Genomic DNA, 18,751 nt, shown 5'->3' with positions numbered 1-18,751 from the left:
CCCTGCTACTGCTGCAGAATGCCGTTGAGCGACTCCAGCACTTCGGCGGTAATCAAGCTCAGGCGGTAGCTGTAGTAGCAGTAGGCGCAGACCATGGCGATGGCGGAGATCACCAACGGGCTCCACCAGGGCCATTCCCGGCGCAGCATGCGGTGGGGACGGTGGACCACGTTGGTATACGGATCGCCCGCGAATTGCGGCGTGGGGCCGCGCAGTTCACGAATGACCTTGTGCATTCGCGAGATCAGGGCATTGATGATTTCATCGCACTTCGGGTCCAGGGCGTACTTGCCCTTCAGGCCCAGGCAAAAGCAGAAGTACAGGAACTCCAGCACATCCTGGAACTCCTTGGGCGACTGCATCAAGCGCTCCAGCAACACGAAGATCTTCTCGCCACCCTGGGTTTCGTCATGGAAGATGCTGAGCAGCGGTTCGTGGCTCCAGCATGAATTGTTCCCCCAGGGGCGGCTCATCACGGTCTCGTCCAGATAAAGACACAAGGCATAGGAATAAGCTTCGAGGTGCACAGTGGAGTAACCGTGCTGCTGTATTTCGTCGCGGATGGCGCTGACCTGGATCTGCAGGGCCTTGTGCACCTGTTCGATGTTGGGTAGGTCATCCAGCGTTTGCAGGCGAATGGCCAGGCCGAACAGCGGGTTGGCCGCGTCAAGCATCAGGTTGGCGAAGCCGCCGCGAAGCTGGAAGTCCGGGTCGGCTGGATAACCCTCACTATCTGCGCACCTGCCCTGACCGGGCGGATAGGGTGAATCGGTGCCCTCCTGGACATCGAGGATGGCATGCAGGCTGCTTTCGGTTACGTCATGGGCAGCGTTGGCGGTCTGGAATTTTCCAGGACGAACAGCAGATGGGCCGGGCATGAAGAGGTCCTTGTCTTCCAGTAGGCTGAAGACATGAACACTATCGGGGAATCGATTCTTCGAGGAGCTTGGGGCTTCCCAAAACGTTGTAGGAATTTTCGCCTTTTGGCTTGTCTGGACGCTGCAATGCCGGAATCTGCGCCAGCCCATGTGTGGGCGGCGCAGCACCGCAACCGGTCAATCAGCCAAACAACCTGGCCAGGCAACCCAGCTTCTTCTTGTACGAGCGCCGAGCCTCCAGTGCGTCCTCCAGGCTGACCTCCAGGAACCGCGCCTGCTGGTTGGGCTGCATCTGCCCGATCAAGTCCAGGTCGGCGCTGATCACCGTGCCGATCATGGCGTAGCCACCACCCGACACCGCATCACGGTGCAGGATGATCGGCTCCAGCCCCGCGGGTACCTGGATCGAACCGATCGGGTAGCAGCTGTCAACGATGTTCGACGGGTCCGAGCCGGCCCCGAACGGCTGCTCCCGTGGCTGGAAGCTCAAGGCACTGCCGCCCTTGTAGCGATAGCCGATACGGTCTGCCTCGGAACCGACCGTCCAGGCTTCGGTGAAAAAGCTTTGCGCTGCAGCTTTGGTCAGGCGATGAAAATACAGCCCCGGCACCACCCGCAGCACCACCTCGCCGCCCAAGGCCTGGCGCAAGGCCATTGGCAGGCTCGCGCCGGCGCGGGTCTTGCCGCTGGGCATGCCGACCGGCAACAGGTCACCCGCCATCAGCTTGCGCCCATGGAAGCCACCCAATGCACCCAACGCATAGGTGGAGCGGCTACCGAGCACCTCGGGTACATCGATACCGCCGGCCACCGCCAGGTAGGCCCGGGCACCTGCAGTAGGGAAGCCGAAACGCAACACCTGCCCGGCACGTACGGCAAACGCCGTGTCCGGGCGTTGCTCGCGGCCATCGAGCAAGGCCGGCATCTGCGCACCGCAAACCGCCACCAGTGCATCCTGCTGGAACTCCAGCTCCGGCCCCACCAGCGCACACTCAAGGCCGGCGCTGCCGGCCGGGTTGCCCACCAGGTGGTTGGCCGCCCTCAGCGCGTACTGGTCGAGGGCGCCGGATGGCGGGATGCCCAGATGGTAGTAGCCTTCGCGCCCCAGGTCCTGCACCGAGGTGGCCAGGCCGGGTTTGAGTACCTTGATCATGCCAGCACCTCCTGCAGAGCCCGTGGATAACCGACCGGGTCGGCGAGAAACGCATCCAGGGAAAATTCCACCGGGCGAATGCGCAGGTCGAAACGGCCGTCTTCGACATCCGCCACCGCCTGGTCGTAGGTGTGGCGGTCGATGGGCTTGAACTGCACGATGTCTCCCGGGCGGAAGAACACCATGTGCTCCTTCAGGTAGTTCAATGTCTGCTGCGGGTCGTAGATCGGCGCCGGGGTGACGCCGAACATCTGGTAGCCGCCTGCCCCGCGCACCGAATAGATGCAGCCGAAGCAGCCGCCATGGCCAAGGGTGAGCTTTGGCGTGTCGGTACGCGGGCGCAGGTACTTGGGCACCTGCAGTTGCCGCTCGCGCTCGACCATCTGGAACATGAACGGCAGGCCGGCAACGAACCCGACCATCGACACGAACCACGGCGCGCCGCTGTGCGCGGCAATGAACTCCTCGACATCGGCCAGGCCGTTGACCCGCGCGGCGTACTCCAGGTCGGTGCTGCCCGGGTCCTGGTGGCGGTCACGAAAACGCATCAGCGTTTCATGGGTCCAGGGGTCGTTGTACAGCACTGGTATCTCGATGATCCGAGTCTGCAACGAGCGCTCGGCCACCGCCTGCGCTTCGGCACCGCGCACCGCCGCCAGCAGCGCCTGCGGCGCGATACGGTCCGGGTCGAAGCGAATCTGGAATGAGGCGTTGGCCAGGCATACATCCAGCACGCCATCCAGGGCCAGCCGCTCCACCGCGCGGGTGACGGCCATGCCCTTGAAAAAGGCCTCCAGCGACATGCTCTCGCTGACTTCGGCAAACAGGTGCTCGTCGGCGCCAAAGCTGTAGCGGATAGGGGTTGAAGCGAGCGGTTCGGCCATGACTGTTCCTTTTTTTGGAGTCTTTACAGAAAGGCAGGCGAAAGCAAATTGCACGGGCCCCGGCGTATACCTGCCAGAGGCCCCACGGATTCAGCGTGGTGCTCGCACCACGATACCGGCAGCATCCAGCGCCATGCGCGTGGCCTCGACCAGGTCGAGCGCCCCTGGTGTATCGCTGTGCAGGCAGATGGAGTCGAATTCGATGGCCAGGTCCTGCCCCTCGACCGTGCGCACCACGCCTTGCTGGCAAGCGCGCAACACCCGTTCAGCGACCGCCTTGGGCTCATGGCCCCGCACATTTCGGGTGAACACGATCGAACCGCTCAGGTCGTATTCGCGGTCGGCGTAGAACTCGCGAATTACCGGCTGGCCAAGGTCCTGGGCAATGCGGCAGATCACCGAACCCGGCATGCAGTACAACAGCAGCTCAGGCTCGATCACCCGCAGGTTTTCCACCAGCAACCGTGCAGCCTCTTCGTCACGCGCCAGATGCATGTACAGGGCACCGTGCGGTTTGATGTGCTGCAGGCGCACACCCTGGGCGCGGGCAATTTCACGCAGCGCGCCGAGCTGGTAGAGCATGTCGTCGACCAGTTCCTGGGCCGGGGCATTGATGTGCCGGCGGCCGAAGCCGACCAGGTCGCGGAACCCAGGGTGCGCCCCCACGGCGACGCCCAGGGCCTTGGCCCGCTCGACGGTGCGGCGCATGGTGCCGGGGTCACCAGCGTGAAAGCCGGTGGCGATGTTGGCCGTGCTGATATAGCCCATCAGCTCGTTGTCGACGCCGTCGCCAATGGTCCACGGGCCGAATCCCTCACCCATGTCCGAGTTGAAATCCACCACCTGCATGACTGTCTCTCCTGGCGCTTGTGACCACATGCAAGCCACGTTAGATTCTGCGCACCCCCTTGGGAAGATTTATAAACAGATAGGGTGTCTTCTGAAAATCAGATACCCCGGGAGCCTACCGTGTCACTGACTTTGCGCCAGGTCCGCTATTTCGTCGCCACCGCCGAGATCGGCCAGATTTCCCAGGCGGCGATTCATCTGAACATTTCCCAATCTGCGGTCACCACGGCGATCAAGGAGCTGGAGGCGATGCTCGGCATGTTGCTGTTCCAGCGCTCGGCCCAGGGCATGAGCCTGACCGAGGCCGGCCGGCACTTCCTGAACCGCGCCTACGTGATCCTGCGCAGCGTGGACGACGCACTGAACAGCCCGCTGCCGGATGTGCGCGCCAGTGGCCTGTTGCGCCTGGCGGCAAGCTATACGGTGATCGGCTACTTCTTGCCCCATCACCTGCAGCGGCTGGAACACTGGCACCCGGACGTGACCCTGGAGCTGTTCGAGCAGGAGCGCAGCGCCATCGAACAAGGCTTGCTGGAGGGGCGTTTCGATATGGCTGTGGTGCTCACCGCCAACCTCACCCACCCGGACATCGTCTCGGAAACCCTGTTCAACTCTGAACGGCGCCTATGGCTGCCCGGCCACCATCCGCTGTGCGAGCGCTCGGCGGTAAGCCTGGCTGATGTGGCCTGCGAGCCGTTCATCCTGCTGACCGTGGATGAGGCGGAGCAAAGCGCCATGCGCTATTGGGAACAGGCCGGGCAGCGGCCGAAAGTGCGGGTGCGGACCAGTTCGGTGGAGGCAGTGCGCAGCATGGTCGCCAATGGCAGCGGTGTGGCGATCCTGTCGGACCTGGTGCACCGGCCCTGGTCGCTGGAGGGCAAGCGCATCGAAACGGTGACCATCAGCGACCCGGTGACGCCGATGAGCGTTGGCTTGGCCTGGCATCGGGAACGGGCGTTCAGCCCGGCGATGCAGGCTGTGCGCAATTACTTCCATGATGCATTCCTGGCGCCGCAGCAGTTGTCGGCACGGCGCTGACCGTCCGCCTGCAGGCGCGACTCTTCGCGGGTGAATCCGCACACAGCGCCTGCATTCGGAGTCAACGCCACTCGCTATAGGGCTCCAGCGGTGTCACCGGCAGCGCCAGGTTGCCCCGCCACGGCTCGAACAGATAGCGCAGATAGAGCATGCCATGGCTAGGCGCATAGTCATCACTGTGCTGCCAGTCGAAGCCGCCGCCCAACACCCAATGGTCGCTCAAGCGCCGCTCGAACAGCCCGCGCAGGCGGTAGCCCAGCCCGCTGCTGTCGCTGGCTTCGCCCATCGCATCGATGTTCGAATCTTCAACATCAAATCGATCTATCAACTTGCGGTTGAGGTGCGTGTCTGGATACAGCCGGCTGCGGCCGCTATGGGCCTGGGACCAGCTGACGGAGCCTTCCAGCAGCACCGACCAGTCGTAGTTGCGCCAGGCATAACTGACCGGCACGCCAACCGATGCGTAGCGCTGCGGGCTGTAGTAGCCGCCCTGCCCCAGGCTGTAGCCGCCCAGGTCCTTGTCATGACGCCAGTGCATCAGCGTCAGGCCCACGCGCACACGCTCATCGGCTTTTTCCACCACGCGGTGGTACCAGCCAGCCATGGCCCGGGTGCGCTGGTTGTCGGCGACATTCTCGCCATACAACCAGTGGTGCCCGAGGCTGGCCCAGACGCCATTGTCACCGCCCTGGTCCCAGCTCAGGCCGAGCGTGGCGCCATTGGCCGTGACCCCGCCCCAGCGCACGCCCGTCCGCGGGTCACGTGCCCCGGCAAAGGATAACAGCGAGTTGCTCATCGGCCGCCGCGAAGCAGTCAGCGACCAGCCAACCTGGCCAAGGTCACCGTTTACCGTGGCGCCACCCAACCAGTTGTTGATCGCGTAGCCCTGAGTAGTGCCCAGGTCGAAGGCCCAGCGGCTGCCCTGCCAGCCCAGCGCCAGTACGCTACCGTCCGCCGTTTGCGAACCGCCCTCACACGCGGGGAGCGACTTTCCGTCAGCGGTGCTGCCAACAAACTGGCAGCTGCCGAAATCCGGGGTATAGCGCCCTTGATCGTTCTGCTCGAACGACCCCGCATCCATGCCGATGCGCTCCACCCGCGCAAAGGCGGTACCGTCCTGCCAAGGGGTATCGACATGCAGCAAGGTCGATTGGGTACTCAGTTCGGATGTGCCCGGCGTACCGTCGTCCTCACGCCAACCGTAGTCGTGCATCAGCGTCACATGGGTATTGCGCTGGCGATACAGTGCATCGACATCGCTGCGCAGGCTGCGTGCCAGCCAGTCGTCATCATCCTGCTCACGGCTGGCCAGCGTCAGTGCACGGTCGTCCCGTGGCGACACGGCAGCACGCTCGAGCAACTGCGCATCGGCCATCGCTGCGGCGTAAAGGTCCAGTGCCCGTTGCGGGTCATCCTGCGCCACCAGGCGGGCAGCGTCGCGCCGCAACAAGGGATCGGGGCGAGGCTGCTGCGCGGCGATCTGGTCGAGCATTCTGGCCGCCTGGTCGTGTTCGCCCAAGGCGACCCAGACAGCCGCCAGGCGCCGCTGGGCGTTGCTGTCATCGGCAGCCAGTTGCGGTACCTGCACAGCCAGCATGTGCCGAGCCTGTGCCAGGTTGCCTTCGGCCACCGCGCTTTCGATCACGCCAAGGCGCGCCTGGGGTTGCCCAGGTTGCACGGCAAGCACGCGCTGGTAATAACCGCGCGCCTTGCCAGGCTCACCATTGGCCGCCGCCCAGTCAGCCAGCAGCATCAGGTCGTCGGTGCTGCCTTCGCCACGCGCCAGGCTGGCCTCGAGCAGGCGGGTCGCTTCAGCCGTGCGGCCTTGTGCCTGTAGCTGCTGCGCCGAGGCCAGGGTCATGCGACGGCGGATACGTTGCTCCAATGCATGCATGTCAGCACTCCAGGTGCGCTGCGGCACCGCGCCCAGGCTGTCCAGGGCCAGTGCATCGCGGTCGCTGGACTCCAGGAACAGGCCATGGGCATAGCGGGTAGATGGGTCGCCCGGCTGGCGCTGCACGATCCTGGCGAATGCCGCGTCAGCCTCGGCGCTGCGCCCCAGGTGGCGCAGGCTGTTGGCCAACTGGTAGACCAGCCAGGGCTCATCGGGGGCCAAGGCCGTGGCCTGGCCCAGCACCTGGCTGGCCGCCGCCCAGTCCGCGCGCTGCACGGCCTGGTCACCTTGCTGACGCAGGCGTGCGAGTTCCAGGCTACGGCGCAGGCTGGCGAACTGCGCTTGCTGGCGAGGCGACAGGCTGTCCAGGTACGCCCGCGCCTTGTCGGGCGATTGCGCCTGGTACACACGCACCAGGCCGCGCACGGCACTTTCGTTTTCCGGTGCCATGCGCCGAACCTGCAGGAATTGCCGCTCGGCGGCCGCTGTATCACCCTCGGCCAGCGAGACATCCGCCAGGCCCAGCAAAGCGTATTCCTCCTTCGGGCGCTGCTGGCGTGCCTGCTGGTAGAAGGCGCGGGCCGCGCGCATGTCTTTCGCCTGCAGTGCCCGCTCCCCTTTGCTGAGCAGGGCCCAATACTGGCTGGACGACTCCAGGTCCTTCCACTGGCTGATCCAGTAGGTGTCCTGCTCCGTGGCGCTCGCCGCCCGGAACGCTGCATTGGCGTCTTCGTAGCGGCTCTGGCGCATCAGCGCGTAGCCCAGTGCACCCTGCAGGCTGGCATCATCCGGATACTGGCGCAGCGCCCGGCGCAGTTGTGCTTCGGCTTCAGCGTTGCGGCCCTTGTCGAGCAATGCCAAGCCCCGCTGGCCAGCCTGCCAGGACGGGTCGGCCAGCAATTTGCGCTGTTGTTGCAGGGTCTCGCTGGCCTGTGCCAGCAACGGTGAGGCCGGGTAACGCTGGAGAAACGCTTGCCAGGCCGCCGCGCTGGCAGCGCTCACCGCTTGCCCGGACAGATAGTCGAACTCACGCTGGGCTGCGGCATCCCGTGCGCCAGGGTCGTGCGACAGCTGGTCGAGCAAGGCCAAGGCTTCGCGGTCGCGGTTTTCGGCGAACAGCCAGCCGGCCAAGGTCTGGCGCAGCCCGGCACTGCCCGGGTACTGCCGGTCCAGTTGCTGCAACTGCCTGATTGCCTCGGGGCGCTGGCCTGGGAGGTTGCCGCGCACACGCCAATAGTCCAGGGCCAATTCCAGGCTTGGCGGTTCGCCAGCGAACAACTGTTCATAGGCCGCCAGCGCCTCTTCATTGCGCCCGGTTACCGCCAGCAGGCGGGCCTGCTGCAACTGCCGAGCGCGCTCCGGCTGCTGCAGCTCGAGCAGGCGCCTGGCCTGGCGGGCCTGCAAACTGCCAGGCGCGATGGCACTGATCCGCGCACTCAACTGCTCGGCCTCGGTGCTGTTCTTTTCGCGCAATGCCAGGCTCAGGGCCGCCAGCAACACATCCGGGTTGCGCGGCTCGAGCAATTGCAGCCGCCCCAGTGCATCGCGCACCAGGTCGTCACGATGCAGCGCCTCGCCGCGACGCACCTGGTCCAGCAGCCATTGGCGCTGTTCGCCGGCATCCTTGGGTTGCGCCGTGGCCTGGCAGGTCACGGCCGCCAGCATCAGCATGCCGATCATTCGCTGCATGGCGCACTCCAGGCCGGCAACAGGCGGCCATGCGGGTCAAAACGGTAACGGCCCTGGTCCCAGCCTTGGCCGAACAGTGCCAGCACCTGGCTGTAATAGGCCTTGGCTTCGACGGGCTGCTCGCGCAAGCGCTGACGCTGGGCCGCCAGGCCCGCGACATGCTCCGGCGACGCCGCCAGCAACGGCAGCAATGCCGCAGAAAAACCTGCCGGGCCATGGCCGCTGGCGACACCACTGTGCGCATCCACCTGTTCTGGCGGCAGCCCCTGGCGAGCGGTCAATGCCGCCATCGGGGCATAGTGGGCCACCAGCTCGGCACGCCCCGCCGCGTCCTTGGCCAGCATGCCGACCCACAGGTAGACGCGGATGGCGTCGTAGTCACCTTCGCTGCCATGTTGCGGGTCCGCTGCCAGCTCACCGGCTGGCGTCCACAGCAGCCAGTCCGGGGCAAAGCCCTTTGGCGACGAAGCCAGCCACAAACGCCGCGTGTTGGCCGCCAGTTCGCCCCAGAGCGGGTCGACCAGGCTGAAGCGATCGAACAACTGTAGCGGCAAATAGCTGGGGTTCAGGCGGGCGCCGCGGGCATCCTCGAAGCCGTAGTCCCCAGGCAGCAGCATCACCCCCAGGCCCGGCAGCTTGCGCACGGTCTGCGCGGCGATACGCCACAACAGGCGCTGGCCCAGCTGCGTGTAGGCCGGCTCGTTCCACAGCCGCCCGGCTTCGAGCAGGCTGTAGGCGATCCACAGGTCGGCATCGCTGGCGTTGTTTGCATCCAGCACCTGCCACTGCTGCTGGCCGTTACGGCCCCACAGCCAGGCGGGCAGATGCCGGGCCAGGTCGCCCTGCGCCAGGTTGTTGCCGGTCCAGCGCAGCAACTGCGCAAAGGCTTGCCGGTCATTGCCCACCAGGGCGAAGAACAGCGCATAGCTCTGCCCTTCCGAGGTGGTGATCAGGCGCTCGTCGCTCGGGTCGATGACCCGACCGTCGACACTCACCAGTTCGGCCTTGAAGCTGTCCCAGGCCGGCCATTTGCAAGCCGGTGCGGCACTCGTGATAACGGGCAGGCCCAAGGCCACCAGCCCTGCCAGCAATTGACGCTTCATCACCCCGCCTCACCCAGGCGGCGCTTGCCTGCCCAGCGCAGTGCCCGCCACAACAGGAAGGCGAACAGCACCACGCAAATGGCCGCGATCGCCGCCAGCAGCACCGGGTGCTCGGACAGGTGGAACCACAGCAGCAGCCACCACGGCAGCGCGCCAACAAAATAGTGCTCGCCCACGAACTGGCTGGTGACACCGCTGCTGCGCACCAGCGTCACCGAACCGGCCACCGCATCGAGCTTGCCCACATCGCCGAGCACATCACGCAGCAACGCGTAGTCATTGTCGCTGTTGGCCACCAGGGCGACGACGCTGCGCTGCTCGTGGAATGGCGACTTCAGCCCGGTGATGGCGGCAATCGGTGCCTGCGCGCTGACTGCCACACGGCTGCTGGCGGCCACCGGCTCGGTATCGAAACGCTGGCTGCCCGGCAGCCCGGTACTACGGCCCTGCAGCAGCCAGTCCCGCTGGGCACTGAGCAGCAGGCCAAGGTCGGGTGCGTCCCCCAACGCCTCGGGCAGGTTGCCGAGCAGCAGCAAGTCGGCATCGGCCGCTGCGGCCTGCTTCCAGTCATCGATCAGCCGCAGGCCAAGCGCCGGGTAGCCGATCTGCCCGGCCAGCCCGCCTACCGCATCGAGCAAGGTGCCCACCTGCATCGACGTGGGCTTGGCCGGCATGACTACCAGGGTTTCGGAAAGGTCGGCCATGCGGCTGAACGGGAAGCCGCTGCGGGCGAATGCGCGCAGGTCGGGCATGGCGATGTAGTGATGGTAACCGGACAGGTCGATGGTCGAGTTGTCATCGATCGCCGCGCGCACATCCACTGGCAACGAGGTCTGGCAACGGTCGCGCTGGCCGCTGCCCAGGGTGCTGGCAAAGCTGAAATCGAAGCGCAAGCGGTTGCGGTCACCGATCTTCAACGCCGGTACCAGCGACTTCTCGGTCAATGCGCTGTTGTCACCGGACAGCACCGCCAGGCGCATTTCCTCGAGCGTACCACCGCGCCGGTCGTTGCCCACCAGCGGCATGCTGGTGATGTACTGATCGTTGACGCTGATGCTCAGGCGCGATTCGTCGGTTACTGCCGGGGCCGTGTAGCGGTACAGCGTACGCAGCGGAATGCCCTGGTTGCGCCAGACGAACAGGTCAGGCGGCAGGTTCAGCTCCAGCGTCACCGGCCGCGGTTGCAGGCCACTGACCTGCAGCTGCTCGGGGTAATCGAGCAGCTCGGCGAAACGGACCGGCCGGTCGGTGCGTGTCCAGTTCGGCGCATCGTAAGGCTGGCGCGGCTGCAGTGCCGTCATCTGCTCGACCTTCACCCGGGCACCGCGGAACAGGTTGTTGCCAACCGCCAGCGCCGAGGCGGCCTTGACCAGGTCATCGTCGTTGCGGCCCAGCACCAGCAGTACCTTGCTGAAGCGGTCGTCCGGGTGGTCGATCATTTGCAGTACAGGGCCGTCGACCGGCGGAAATTGCTGAAGGTCGGCAAGGAAGGCCGGGCGACGGTCGTTGCTGGCAAACACGATGCTCGGCGTGGGTTGGTCGCCACGCGCCGGCAGGCTGCCGTACAGCACCGGGAACGTCGCCTTGCGCCAACCGGCCTGGCTGCCGAAGTAGGACGCCAGGATCGCTGCCGCACGCTGCTCGCCCAGGCTCGGCACGCCGCTGAACACCACCGGCAGCGTTACCTTGCCGGTATCGCGCACATCAAAGAACGGCAGCGGGAAGTACGCCAGGTCGTTGTCCAGGGCCAGGGCCTGTTCGTGCAGCTGCACCTGGCTCTTGCGGTTCAGGTTCAGCCACAGGCCGCTGTGCGCAGGGTCTTCGCAGATGTCGGTGTAATGCCCGACGAACTCCAGGCGTACCCGGTTGAAATCGCTGAGCAGCTTCGGGTCCAGCGGCAGTTGGCGGCGCACGCGCTGGCCAAGCTGGTCCTTTTCCACCGGTACCACGCCCATCAGTTCGTCATTGAGGTACACGCGCAGGTGCGACAGGTTCGGCAACAGTGCGGGCGATGGCGTGTAGTCCAGCTGCAGGCTGGCTTCGGTGGCCAGGCGGTCACGCCGCAGGCCGAATTCGACATGCTCGCTGTTGCGCACGCCCAGCAGCAGGCTGTCGGACGCATGCCCGAGCTGCTCGAAGGTTTTCGCAACCGGCCAGTTCGGTACCGTTGGTACGGCTGGCGCGGCAAGCGGGGCTACAGAGGCGGCAGCGGCGCTCTGCGAAAAGGCAGCAAGCAGCGCCATCGCCAGGCCCCAGGTACGCGCGGGATAACCAGTCATCATGCGTCTCGATCAACAAGGTTCAAGGAAGGGACAGGCCGCGGTGTGCGGGGCCTGTAGCTGGCCAGCCAGTTCGCCAGTGCGTGCAGTGGGCGCAGCCACGCACCCACCCATGGCGGCAAGTGCTCGACCAGCCGCAGGTAACCGACACCGCCCAGCTTCAGCACGTCGATCAGGCTGCGCAGCGGGCGATCGACCTCGTGCTGCTCGTTCCAGCCAAGCCAGGCATCGGCGCGGGCAAAGGTGCAGTGGACCAGGTCGATACGCTGTTGCTGGCTGAGGTCGTGGAACACCAGGCCAACGTGTTGGCCTACGGTGCGGGTGACGCAGGCCTGGAAGGCGAACTCGCGCTGGCCGCGGTCGAGCAGCAGGCGCACCCGCTCCCCCGCTTGCAACTCGAGGCCCCGGTGCAATTGCAAGCCGACACCGCCGTCGGAGTAGTCAACCAGGGTGCAGGGGAAGGCATGACCGCTGGCCAGCACCAGCCCCGCCGGCAAGCGCATCTGCACCCGGTGGGCCCGGCGCACCTGGCGCACTTCGGCGGCCACGGCGACGGCGGCGCCGATGATCAGGAGGTTGTAGACCACCCACAGCGAGCTGACGATCACCGTGCCGATTTCCGCCGCCGGGCCGGTGAACAGGCGCCACACGGCGAAGCCCAGGCCGGCCACGTTGAGCGCCGCCAGCCACAGGTAGGGTTGGGCGATGCGCCAGTCGAACTGCTCCTGCGCCATCAGGCCGCCCTTGGCGGTGACGTTGAACTTGCCCTTCTTCGGCGCGAACAGCGCGACCGTGGTCGGGCGGGCGATGTACCAGGCCAGCACGGTCTCGTAGACCTCGCCCCAGAAGGTCTGCCGGTACTTGCCCTGCATGCGCGAGTTGGTCAGGCTGGCGTGGATCATGTGCGGCAGCACGTACAGCAGGATCATCAGCGCCGGGGCGTAGATGATGTAGGCATGCAGCAACAGGAACGCCAGCGGCGCGGTCAGGAACACCAGCCGTGGCAGGCCGGCCAGGAAGTGCAGCATGGCGTTGGCATAGCAAACCCGCTGGAACAGGCTCAGCCCCCGGCCGAACAGCGGGTTGTCGGTACGGAAGATCTGCACCATGCCACGGGCCCAGCGAATGCGCTGGCCGATGTGCGCTGACAGGCTCTCGGTGGCCAGGCCGGCGGCCTGCGGAATGCTCAGGTAGGCCGATGACCAGCCCTGGCGGTGCATGCGCAAGGCGGTATGGGCATCTTCGGTCACGGTTTCGACGGCAAAACCACCGATGCTCTCCAGCGCGTTACGGCGCAGCACGGCACACGAGCCGCAGAAGAACGCCGCGTTCCACATGTCGTTGCCATCCTGGATCAGGCCGTAGAACAGCTCGCCTTCATTGGGGCGACGGCGGAACGAGCCCAGGTTGCGCTCGAACGGGTCGGGCGAGAAGAAATGGTGCGGCGTCTGCACCAGTGCCAGCTTCGGGTCCTTGAGGAACCAGCCCACCGTCATTTGCAGGAAGGAACGCACCGGCACGTGGTCACAGTCGAAAATGGCGATCAGCTCGCTGTCGGTCACGCCCAGCGCATGGTTGAGGTTGCCGGCCTTCGCATGCTTGTTGTCCGGCCGCACGATGTAGCCCACCCCCACTTCGTCGGCGAACGCACGGAAGGCCTCGCGCCGGCCGTCGTCGAGGATATAGATGCGCAGGCACTCGCGCGGCCAGTCCAGGCCCAGGGCAGCCAGCACCGTGGTGCGCACCACCGACAAGTCTTCGTTGTAGGTGGGGATCATCAGGTCGACGGTCGGCCAGTGCGCCGGATTTGCCGGCAGGTTCGCCGGCTTGCGCTGCAATGGCCAGCAGGTCTGGATGTAGCCCAGGATCAGCACGAACCACGAGTAGGTCTCTGCCGCCAGCAGGACCAACCCGCACACCAGGCCGGTGGTGTCATTCCAGTTCAGGGTCGAGGTGTAGCGCCACCACAGGTAGCGGCAGGAGATGAGGGTCGACAGCACGATCAGCATCAGGGTCGGGAAGCGTCCCGGCATGTGCCGCACCAGCAGGGCGATGCCCAGCAGCAGGCAGATGAACACCAGCTGCGCCAGGTAGCCGAACGGTTCGGTCACGCACAACACGGCCAGGCCGATGGCGCCCAGGGTCAGCACGCTGTAGAAAACCCACCGGGCGAACACGCTCAAGCCGCGCAGGCGTGCCGAAGCTTGCTGCTTGAACGCGCTGGCGCGATAGCGCGCAGGCAATTGCTGCAGGCGGTCGATCAGCAGGCCATGGTAACGGCGCAGCACCTGGCGCACACCGCGCAGCTGCGCACGCACTGCACCCCAGGCACGGCGGGCAAACCCCGGTTCGCGAGGCTGCGGTTGGCGCCGCACCAGCAGCCACAGGCTCTGGATCAGCAAGCGCAGTGGGTCGCCCAGGCTTGGGCGCTTGCCCGCCAGTTGCGGGTACAGCCGCTGCCGCTCGGCCAGCAGGGCTTGCCAGGCAGGCGACTCCAGGCGCAGGAACAGGAAGGCCAGCCACACGCCAAGGGTAAACAGCCATGCGACTGGCTGCCGCGCGCCGCGTGTGCGGAACCAGGCGTAGGCCGACAGTGGGGTCAGGGTCACGGCTGGCGCCTCGTCAGGCAGCGTACCGCCAGGCTCTGCACGTCCCGGCTAGCCAGGCTGTGCGGCGCGTAGTGGCCAAGCGGTGCCTTGCACGCCAGGGCCTCGAGGAAGGCCTCGTCGCGGTGCACCACCTGGATCGGCAGGCGATCACGGAACAGGTCGCGCCACACCATCAACAGGTCGCTCTGCAAGCGGCTGGCGGGGTCGTAGCGGTTGACCAGCAGCAGGTCGTAGCGCTCGACCTGCCGGCGCCCCAGCAGCAGATGGCTGGCCATTTCGGCCTCGGCCACCAACACCCGCACATCGGTCTCGACGCTTTGACCAGCGGCATCGGCCGGCAGCTGCGGCAGGTCGAACAACAACCAGTCGAAGTGTTCCGCCAGCTCGGCCTGGCGAGCACGCCAGGCTTCAGCGTCGGGCAACGGCGGCCGCGTGCCGGCAGGCAGATTGCCGAACGGTATCAGGCACAGGCCATCGAGCACTTCATACATGGCATCGCTGAAGGGGCGCCCTTCCCGCTCGGCAAGCGCCCAGCCCTCGCGCGTGTCCAAGGGCAGGTTGAAATGCAGGCCGAGCAGGTTGCTTGGGCACAGGTCGACCAGCAGCACCCGCTCACCTACGCCCTGCAACGCATGCCCCAGCGCGGCGAGCAAAGCACTGCGCCCCAGGCCACCGCGAACCCCGTGCAACGACAGGCTGGTCATGGTGACAGCACCTCGCGGCGCGGCGCCGCCAGGTACAAGGTGCCCAAGGCACTGCTTCGGCAGCTTTCACCCAGCAACGGCCAACGCTGCAAGGCCTGCTGGACACCCACCAGCAACGAGATGTCCTGGTAGTTCAGGTCCGGCATGTCCAGGTGCTGGCGCAACTGGGCGATATCGTCGCTGCGGTCGGCTGGGTCTGCCTTGCCAGTGATCATGGGCGCTCCTTCGGGACAGGCTGCCAGTCGGGCTGGCCTTGCAGGCGCATGTAGGCGCGCCCCTGGTAGCTCAGTACTTGCGCACCTGCGGTTTCCGCGACCTGTTCGGTGGTCGGCAGATCAATCAGCAGGCTGGGCACATCCAGCACCTGCTGCTGGCCCAGGCCCGCATACACGCGCGAGATAAGCTCGGACAGCGCCAGGTAGCTGGTGGGTGCCGAGACGCGCAGCGGTTCACTGCGGGCAGGCTGGCCCATGCCGATGAACTTCAGGCCCACCGGCACATGGGTGATCGATGGGGTGGGGATTTCACGCATGCCCGACAACTGCATGCGGTCACCATGCAGCGCAGCGCCATGTTCCGGGACAATGGCCACGACCACGCGACGGCCGCTGCGCTCCAGTTCATCGAGGAAGCTGCCCAGCTCGCCGAACAGCCGGGTGGCGCGGGTGGCGTAGTCGGCCACGCGGGTACCGCCGTCGGCGGTGACGATTCGGTTGCCGTCATGCAGGCTGATGCTGTTGTAGAACAGCGTCACATGCTCGGCCGGCGTACCTTTGCGCTGCCCCCACCAGCGGCGCAGCACCTCCAGGTCGCTGGCGATCGGCGAGCCGTCGAAGCCGACCAGTGCCCGCGGGAAGTCGGTGTTGCGCAGGCCGGGTTGAGGCATGTGCTGCTGGGTGATGTCGCCGATGAAGTTGTCGAAGCGGCCGCTGTGGTTGAGCAAGGTGTTGCTCTGAAAGCCCAGCCTGGCCAGGTTCTGGAACAACAGGCACTGCTCCGGGGCGGGCTGGTACAGGCCAGCGTGGGACGACTGCCCGCAACTGGCACGCAGCACGCGGATGGCGGCTGGCCCGCTGTAGGACGTGGCCGAGTTGAACTGGTCGAAGACCACGTCCAGGCGCGAGAACAACGGGTTGTCACGCAGCCCGACGGCGGACAGGTCATCCCAGGCCAGCGAGCAGATGTTGATCACCAGCAGGTCGAACGGCTGTTCATCGGCCTTCATGGCCGGGAATGTTGTCACCCGTTCACGCTCACTGGCGAAGAACCGCTCGAGCCAGCTGTCGAGCGTGGCATTGTCGGCCACCGCGGTGGCCTGCGCCTGTTCGGTGGTGACAGCCGCGGCACCAGGCGCCTGGCTCGCATCGCGCCCCAGCGCTGGCAGGCCGCCGACCGCCAGCCACGCCAGCCCCAGCAGGCTCAGGGTACTCAGCCGTAGCCAATGGCGCAGGTACAGGTAACCCACCAGCAACAGCGCCAGCGCGCCCAACAGGTTCCAGTTGATGAAGCGGCCGAGCAGTTCGAGCAGGTAGTCCCACGAGAAATCGAACACCCCCGGCTGCGCCAGCAGGCGGCTGAAGGGAGGCAGCCAGGTGTCCTGGTAGAACAACGCGATGCCAACCGGTACGGCCACCAGTTGCCGCGCAACGCGCAGCCACCTGCCTGGCAACGGCACCAGCAGAAACGCGGCGAACAACAGGTTCGGCAGCGCCTGGAAGTCGAGCATGCCAAGGGCGACCAGCAAGAACTTGGCCAGGAAATAGAGGTTCCACCCTCCCAGTCCAGGCCAGCGGGCCGGTACCGGGAGGGTGGCGGATGCATTAGTCATTACGGGGTTCCTGGCGTGCAACGCGGTGGCGTACGCCCAGCGGTTTCAGGTAACGGGGTGGAAGACGGCGGCGCAACCAGCCACGCAGCGTGGCGCGCAGGCGCAACAGCAGCAGGGCCAGCGCCAAGGTCACCAGCGCCGTGATGCCGACCACTTGCAGCAGCTGCACGAAGTTCATGCTGTACCCCGCTTGCCCAGGGCGACCCGGCGCGGCGCCAGGGCCGGCCTCGCCTGGGCGGGCAGCTGCGCCGCCGCGTCGAGCCGGGGTGGCTGTGGCACGTTGTCGTCGAGGAAGGCCGGGGTGGCCAGGCTGTCGACACCGGCAAGCACCTCCTGGCTGATGAACAGTTCTTTCCACGACAACTGGAAGATGTGGTCAAGCGCTTGCTCGACGCCTTCGGAGCGGCAGGCGAACAGGAACAGGAACAGCACCTCGCCGACCACGCAGGCGATGTCGCCGTCGCGGCGGAACACCGTGCGCGAGCAGGCTTGCAGCGGGGTCAGGCCAGGGGCCGGGCGCAACACCAGCAACTGGTGGGCGATTTCGCCGTTGCGCACACCGTGCCACATGGTCTGCACGGCTTCGGCGAACGCGCGCGGCGCCACCAGCCCGCAGATGGCCAGCGGCCGCAGGCGTGCGAGCAAGGCATCGAAATCGCTCGGCAGGCGCCGGCGCCAGAGGTAACCCTGGATGCTCTCGACCATGGTCAGGAAGCGCGAAAGGCTGGCGCCGAACGGCACGATCTGGCTGGCCCCGCAAGCCAGCAGCAGCTGTTCATCCTGGTAGCGCAGGGTCGGTGCCATCTCGCGCACCACCAGCTTCAGGGCATTGCCACGCAACTGGCGCAAGCGGTGCAACTGACGCGCCAGGCTATCCAGGCGCTGTCCGCCGTCCATGGCAAAGATGACCGTGGCGGAAACCGCCCTGCCAGCTTTGGCACCGAGTTCCTCGAGGCTCTCGCAGACCTGCCAGTGCTCCGAGAAGGCCGGGGCACCTTCCAGTACCGGGCGCTGGGCCAGGTACAACAGCTCGTCGCCACCTGTATCGCTGGGGGCCTGCGGCGCCCCGGTGGCGGCGAAGCCCGCTTCAAGCCGCGTCAGCTCCACGTCGAGCGTACCGGTCTTGCCGAGCGGGTTGCTCCAGAAATGCTGCAGGTAGCGCACCCCGCCTTTGCCGCGGTAAACCTGGGCCAGGCCATCGACGCCCTGGTTGAACGCACGCAGGCGCTCTACCAGCCCGGCGCTCTGGCCGCTGCTGATGACCAGCAATAGCGCGGCCTCGGCCAACAAGACCGGGCGCAGCGCGTTGCACCAGCGTTCGACGTTGCCGGTACCCCAGACGTCGGCGGGCGCCCGCAGCACCAGCACACGCCCGGCGGCGTCGATACGCGGCAGGTCGTCGACCAGGTGCCGGACGGCTTGCATGTTGGCTTCGTACAGCGCCAGTTCGCCGGGACCCTGCGCGGTATCGAGCGCACCCAGCACCTCGCCGATGGCTTGTGCATCGGCGACCAGGGCTGCCCGAACATGCTCGGGCAACCCCCCGATTACTTGGCGGCATAGCAAGGTGGCGTCTTCTGCGCTGTCACAGGCCAACCAATACAGTCCTTGTACATGAAGCTGGCTGCTTTCGGCGCCCAGGCCCGAAATAGCCAACCACGGCATTCCATTCGTCAAAACACTGGCCCTGCAAAAGTAAATTGAAGCGGGTTGAAGGGTAACTTTGACTCATCTGCCGCTGAGCTTTCATGATGTTCGTCAAAAAAACGACGAATCAAGCAAGCAACATAAAAACCCGTCAATTCTACAGCATCAAGGCAAAATGAAATCAAGCGGAAATGTA

The 18,751-nt window shown here is 66.0% G+C and carries 14 protein-coding genes; 1 reads left to right on the top strand and 13 read right to left on the bottom strand.

Annotated features, from left to right (window positions below; translation table 11 throughout):
• Positions 1 to 5: 5 nt before the first annotated feature.
• The 4 genes from icmH to R9B85_RS23110 all read right to left on the bottom strand — a co-directional run bounded on the left by icmH (position 6) and on the right by R9B85_RS23110 (position 3,764).
• Positions 6 to 878 carry a type IVB secretion system protein IcmH/DotU gene (gene icmH, locus R9B85_RS23125; protein WP_112254260.1) on the bottom strand — a complete coding sequence of 291 codons (873 nt, stop codon included), beginning with the start codon at positions 876 to 878 and terminating at the stop codon, positions 6 to 8.
• Positions 879 to 1,059: 181 nt separating this feature from the next.
• Positions 1,060 to 2,031: a biotin-dependent carboxyltransferase family protein gene (locus R9B85_RS23120; protein WP_207879973.1), complete on the bottom strand. Its 972-nt coding sequence runs from the start codon at positions 2,029 to 2,031 to the stop codon at positions 1,060 to 1,062.
• On the bottom strand, positions 2,028 to 2,915 hold the full coding sequence (locus R9B85_RS23115) for a 5-oxoprolinase subunit B family protein (RefSeq protein WP_112254262.1): 888 nt from the start codon (positions 2,913 to 2,915) through the stop codon (positions 2,028 to 2,030). Before R9B85_RS23115 ends, R9B85_RS23120 begins: the two co-directional genes overlap by 4 nt.
• 90 nt (positions 2,916 to 3,005) lie before the next feature.
• Positions 3,006 to 3,764: a 5-oxoprolinase subunit PxpA gene (locus R9B85_RS23110; protein ID WP_112254263.1), complete on the bottom strand. Its 759-nt coding sequence runs from the start codon at positions 3,762 to 3,764 to the stop codon at positions 3,006 to 3,008.
• A 120-nt stretch (positions 3,765 to 3,884) separates the two neighbouring features.
• On the opposite strand from R9B85_RS23110, the gene R9B85_RS23105 reads away from it, so the two are divergent.
• Complete coding sequence (locus tag R9B85_RS23105) at positions 3,885 to 4,802, top strand: LysR family transcriptional regulator (RefSeq protein WP_112254264.1); 918 nt, start codon at positions 3,885 to 3,887, stop codon at positions 4,800 to 4,802.
• Positions 4,803 to 4,863: 61 nt separating this feature from the next.
• On the opposite strand, the gene bcsC is transcribed toward R9B85_RS23105, so the two are convergent.
• The 9 genes from bcsC to R9B85_RS23060 are packed head-to-tail and all read right to left on the bottom strand — an operon-like array spanning position 4,864 to position 18,573.
• Positions 4,864 to 8,385, bottom strand: coding sequence for a cellulose synthase complex outer membrane protein BcsC (gene bcsC, locus R9B85_RS23100; protein WP_423770615.1), 3,522 nt, complete (start codon positions 8,383 to 8,385; stop codon positions 4,864 to 4,866).
• Complete coding sequence (gene bcsZ, locus R9B85_RS23095; protein WP_207879969.1) at positions 8,373 to 9,488, bottom strand: cellulose synthase complex periplasmic endoglucanase BcsZ; 1,116 nt, start codon at positions 9,486 to 9,488, stop codon at positions 8,373 to 8,375. Before bcsZ ends, bcsC begins: the two co-directional genes overlap by 13 nt.
• Positions 9,488 to 11,770 carry a cellulose biosynthesis cyclic di-GMP-binding regulatory protein BcsB gene (gene bcsB, locus R9B85_RS23090; RefSeq protein ID WP_423770614.1) on the bottom strand — a complete coding sequence of 761 codons (2,283 nt, stop codon included), beginning with the start codon at positions 11,768 to 11,770 and terminating at the stop codon, positions 9,488 to 9,490. Before bcsB ends, bcsZ begins: the two co-directional genes overlap by 1 nt.
• Complete coding sequence (bcsA, locus tag R9B85_RS23085) at positions 11,767 to 14,376, bottom strand: UDP-forming cellulose synthase catalytic subunit (protein ID WP_207879965.1); 2,610 nt, start codon at positions 14,374 to 14,376, stop codon at positions 11,767 to 11,769. Before bcsA ends, bcsB begins: the two co-directional genes overlap by 4 nt.
• Positions 14,373 to 15,080 carry a cellulose biosynthesis protein BcsQ gene (gene bcsQ, locus R9B85_RS23080; protein ID WP_112254269.1) on the bottom strand — a complete coding sequence of 236 codons (708 nt, stop codon included), beginning with the start codon at positions 15,078 to 15,080 and terminating at the stop codon, positions 14,373 to 14,375. Before bcsQ ends, bcsA begins: the two co-directional genes overlap by 4 nt.
• Positions 15,077 to 15,295 (bottom strand): cellulose biosynthesis protein BcsR, encoded by a 219-nt coding sequence (bcsR, locus tag R9B85_RS23075; RefSeq protein WP_112254270.1) that lies wholly within the window; start codon positions 15,293 to 15,295, stop codon positions 15,077 to 15,079. Before bcsR ends, bcsQ begins: the two co-directional genes overlap by 4 nt.
• Positions 15,292 to 16,908 carry a cellulose biosynthesis protein BcsG gene (gene bcsG / locus R9B85_RS23070; RefSeq protein ID WP_207879963.1) on the bottom strand — a complete coding sequence of 539 codons (1,617 nt, stop codon included), beginning with the start codon at positions 16,906 to 16,908 and terminating at the stop codon, positions 15,292 to 15,294. The genes bcsR and bcsG overlap by 4 nt, the downstream gene beginning before the upstream one ends.
• A complete protein-coding gene (bcsF, locus tag R9B85_RS23065; protein WP_112254272.1) occupies positions 16,901 to 17,086 on the bottom strand; it encodes a cellulose biosynthesis protein BcsF in 186 nt (61 codons plus the stop codon). Before bcsF ends, bcsG begins: the two co-directional genes overlap by 8 nt.
• Positions 17,083 to 18,573 carry a BcsE family c-di-GMP-binding protein gene (locus tag R9B85_RS23060; protein WP_112254273.1) on the bottom strand — a complete coding sequence of 497 codons (1,491 nt, stop codon included), beginning with the start codon at positions 18,571 to 18,573 and terminating at the stop codon, positions 17,083 to 17,085. The genes bcsF and R9B85_RS23060 overlap by 4 nt, the downstream gene beginning before the upstream one ends.
• Positions 18,574 to 18,751: the final 178 nt, after the last annotated feature.

The sequence above is a fragment of the Pseudomonas sp. NLJ1 genome (assembly GCF_049486705.1).
GTDB classification, from domain to species: Bacteria; Pseudomonadota; Gammaproteobacteria; order Pseudomonadales; family Pseudomonadaceae; genus Aquipseudomonas; species Aquipseudomonas inefficax.
The sequence above is the reverse complement of the archived record's forward strand: the minus strand, read 5'-3'. Positions and strand labels throughout refer to the sequence as shown.

Excerpts from the sequence above, each read along its gene's own strand:
- bcsZ (WP_207879969.1), bottom strand. The coding sequence starts at position 9,488 with ATGAAGCGTCAATTGCTGGCAGGGCTGGTGGCCTTGGGCCTGCCCGTT.
- bcsR (WP_112254270.1), bottom strand. The coding sequence starts at position 15,295 with ATGATCACTGGCAAGGCAGACCCAGCCGACCGCAGCGACGATATCGCC.
- R9B85_RS23110 (WP_112254263.1), bottom strand. The coding sequence starts at position 3,764 with ATGCAGGTGGTGGATTTCAACTCGGACATGGGTGAGGGATTCGGCCCG.
- bcsG (WP_207879963.1), bottom strand. The coding sequence starts at position 16,908 with ATGACTAATGCATCCGCCACCCTCCCGGTACCGGCCCGCTGGCCTGGA.
- bcsQ (WP_112254269.1), bottom strand. The coding sequence starts at position 15,080 with ATGACCAGCCTGTCGTTGCACGGGGTTCGCGGTGGCCTGGGGCGCAGT.
- R9B85_RS23115 (WP_112254262.1), bottom strand. The coding sequence starts at position 2,915 with ATGGCCGAACCGCTCGCTTCAACCCCTATCCGCTACAGCTTTGGCGCC.
- icmH (WP_112254260.1), bottom strand. The coding sequence starts at position 878 with ATGCCCGGCCCATCTGCTGTTCGTCCTGGAAAATTCCAGACCGCCAAC.
- bcsF (WP_112254272.1), bottom strand. The coding sequence starts at position 17,086 with ATGAACTTCGTGCAGCTGCTGCAAGTGGTCGGCATCACGGCGCTGGTG.
- bcsB (WP_423770614.1), bottom strand. The coding sequence starts at position 11,770 with ATGATGACTGGTTATCCCGCGCGTACCTGGGGCCTGGCGATGGCGCTG.
- bcsC (WP_423770615.1), bottom strand. The coding sequence starts at position 8,385 with ATGCAGCGAATGATCGGCATGCTGATGCTGGCGGCCGTGACCTGCCAG.
- R9B85_RS23120 (WP_207879973.1), bottom strand. The coding sequence starts at position 2,031 with ATGATCAAGGTACTCAAACCCGGCCTGGCCACCTCGGTGCAGGACCTG.
- R9B85_RS23060 (WP_112254273.1), bottom strand. The coding sequence starts at position 18,573 with ATGCCGTGGTTGGCTATTTCGGGCCTGGGCGCCGAAAGCAGCCAGCTT.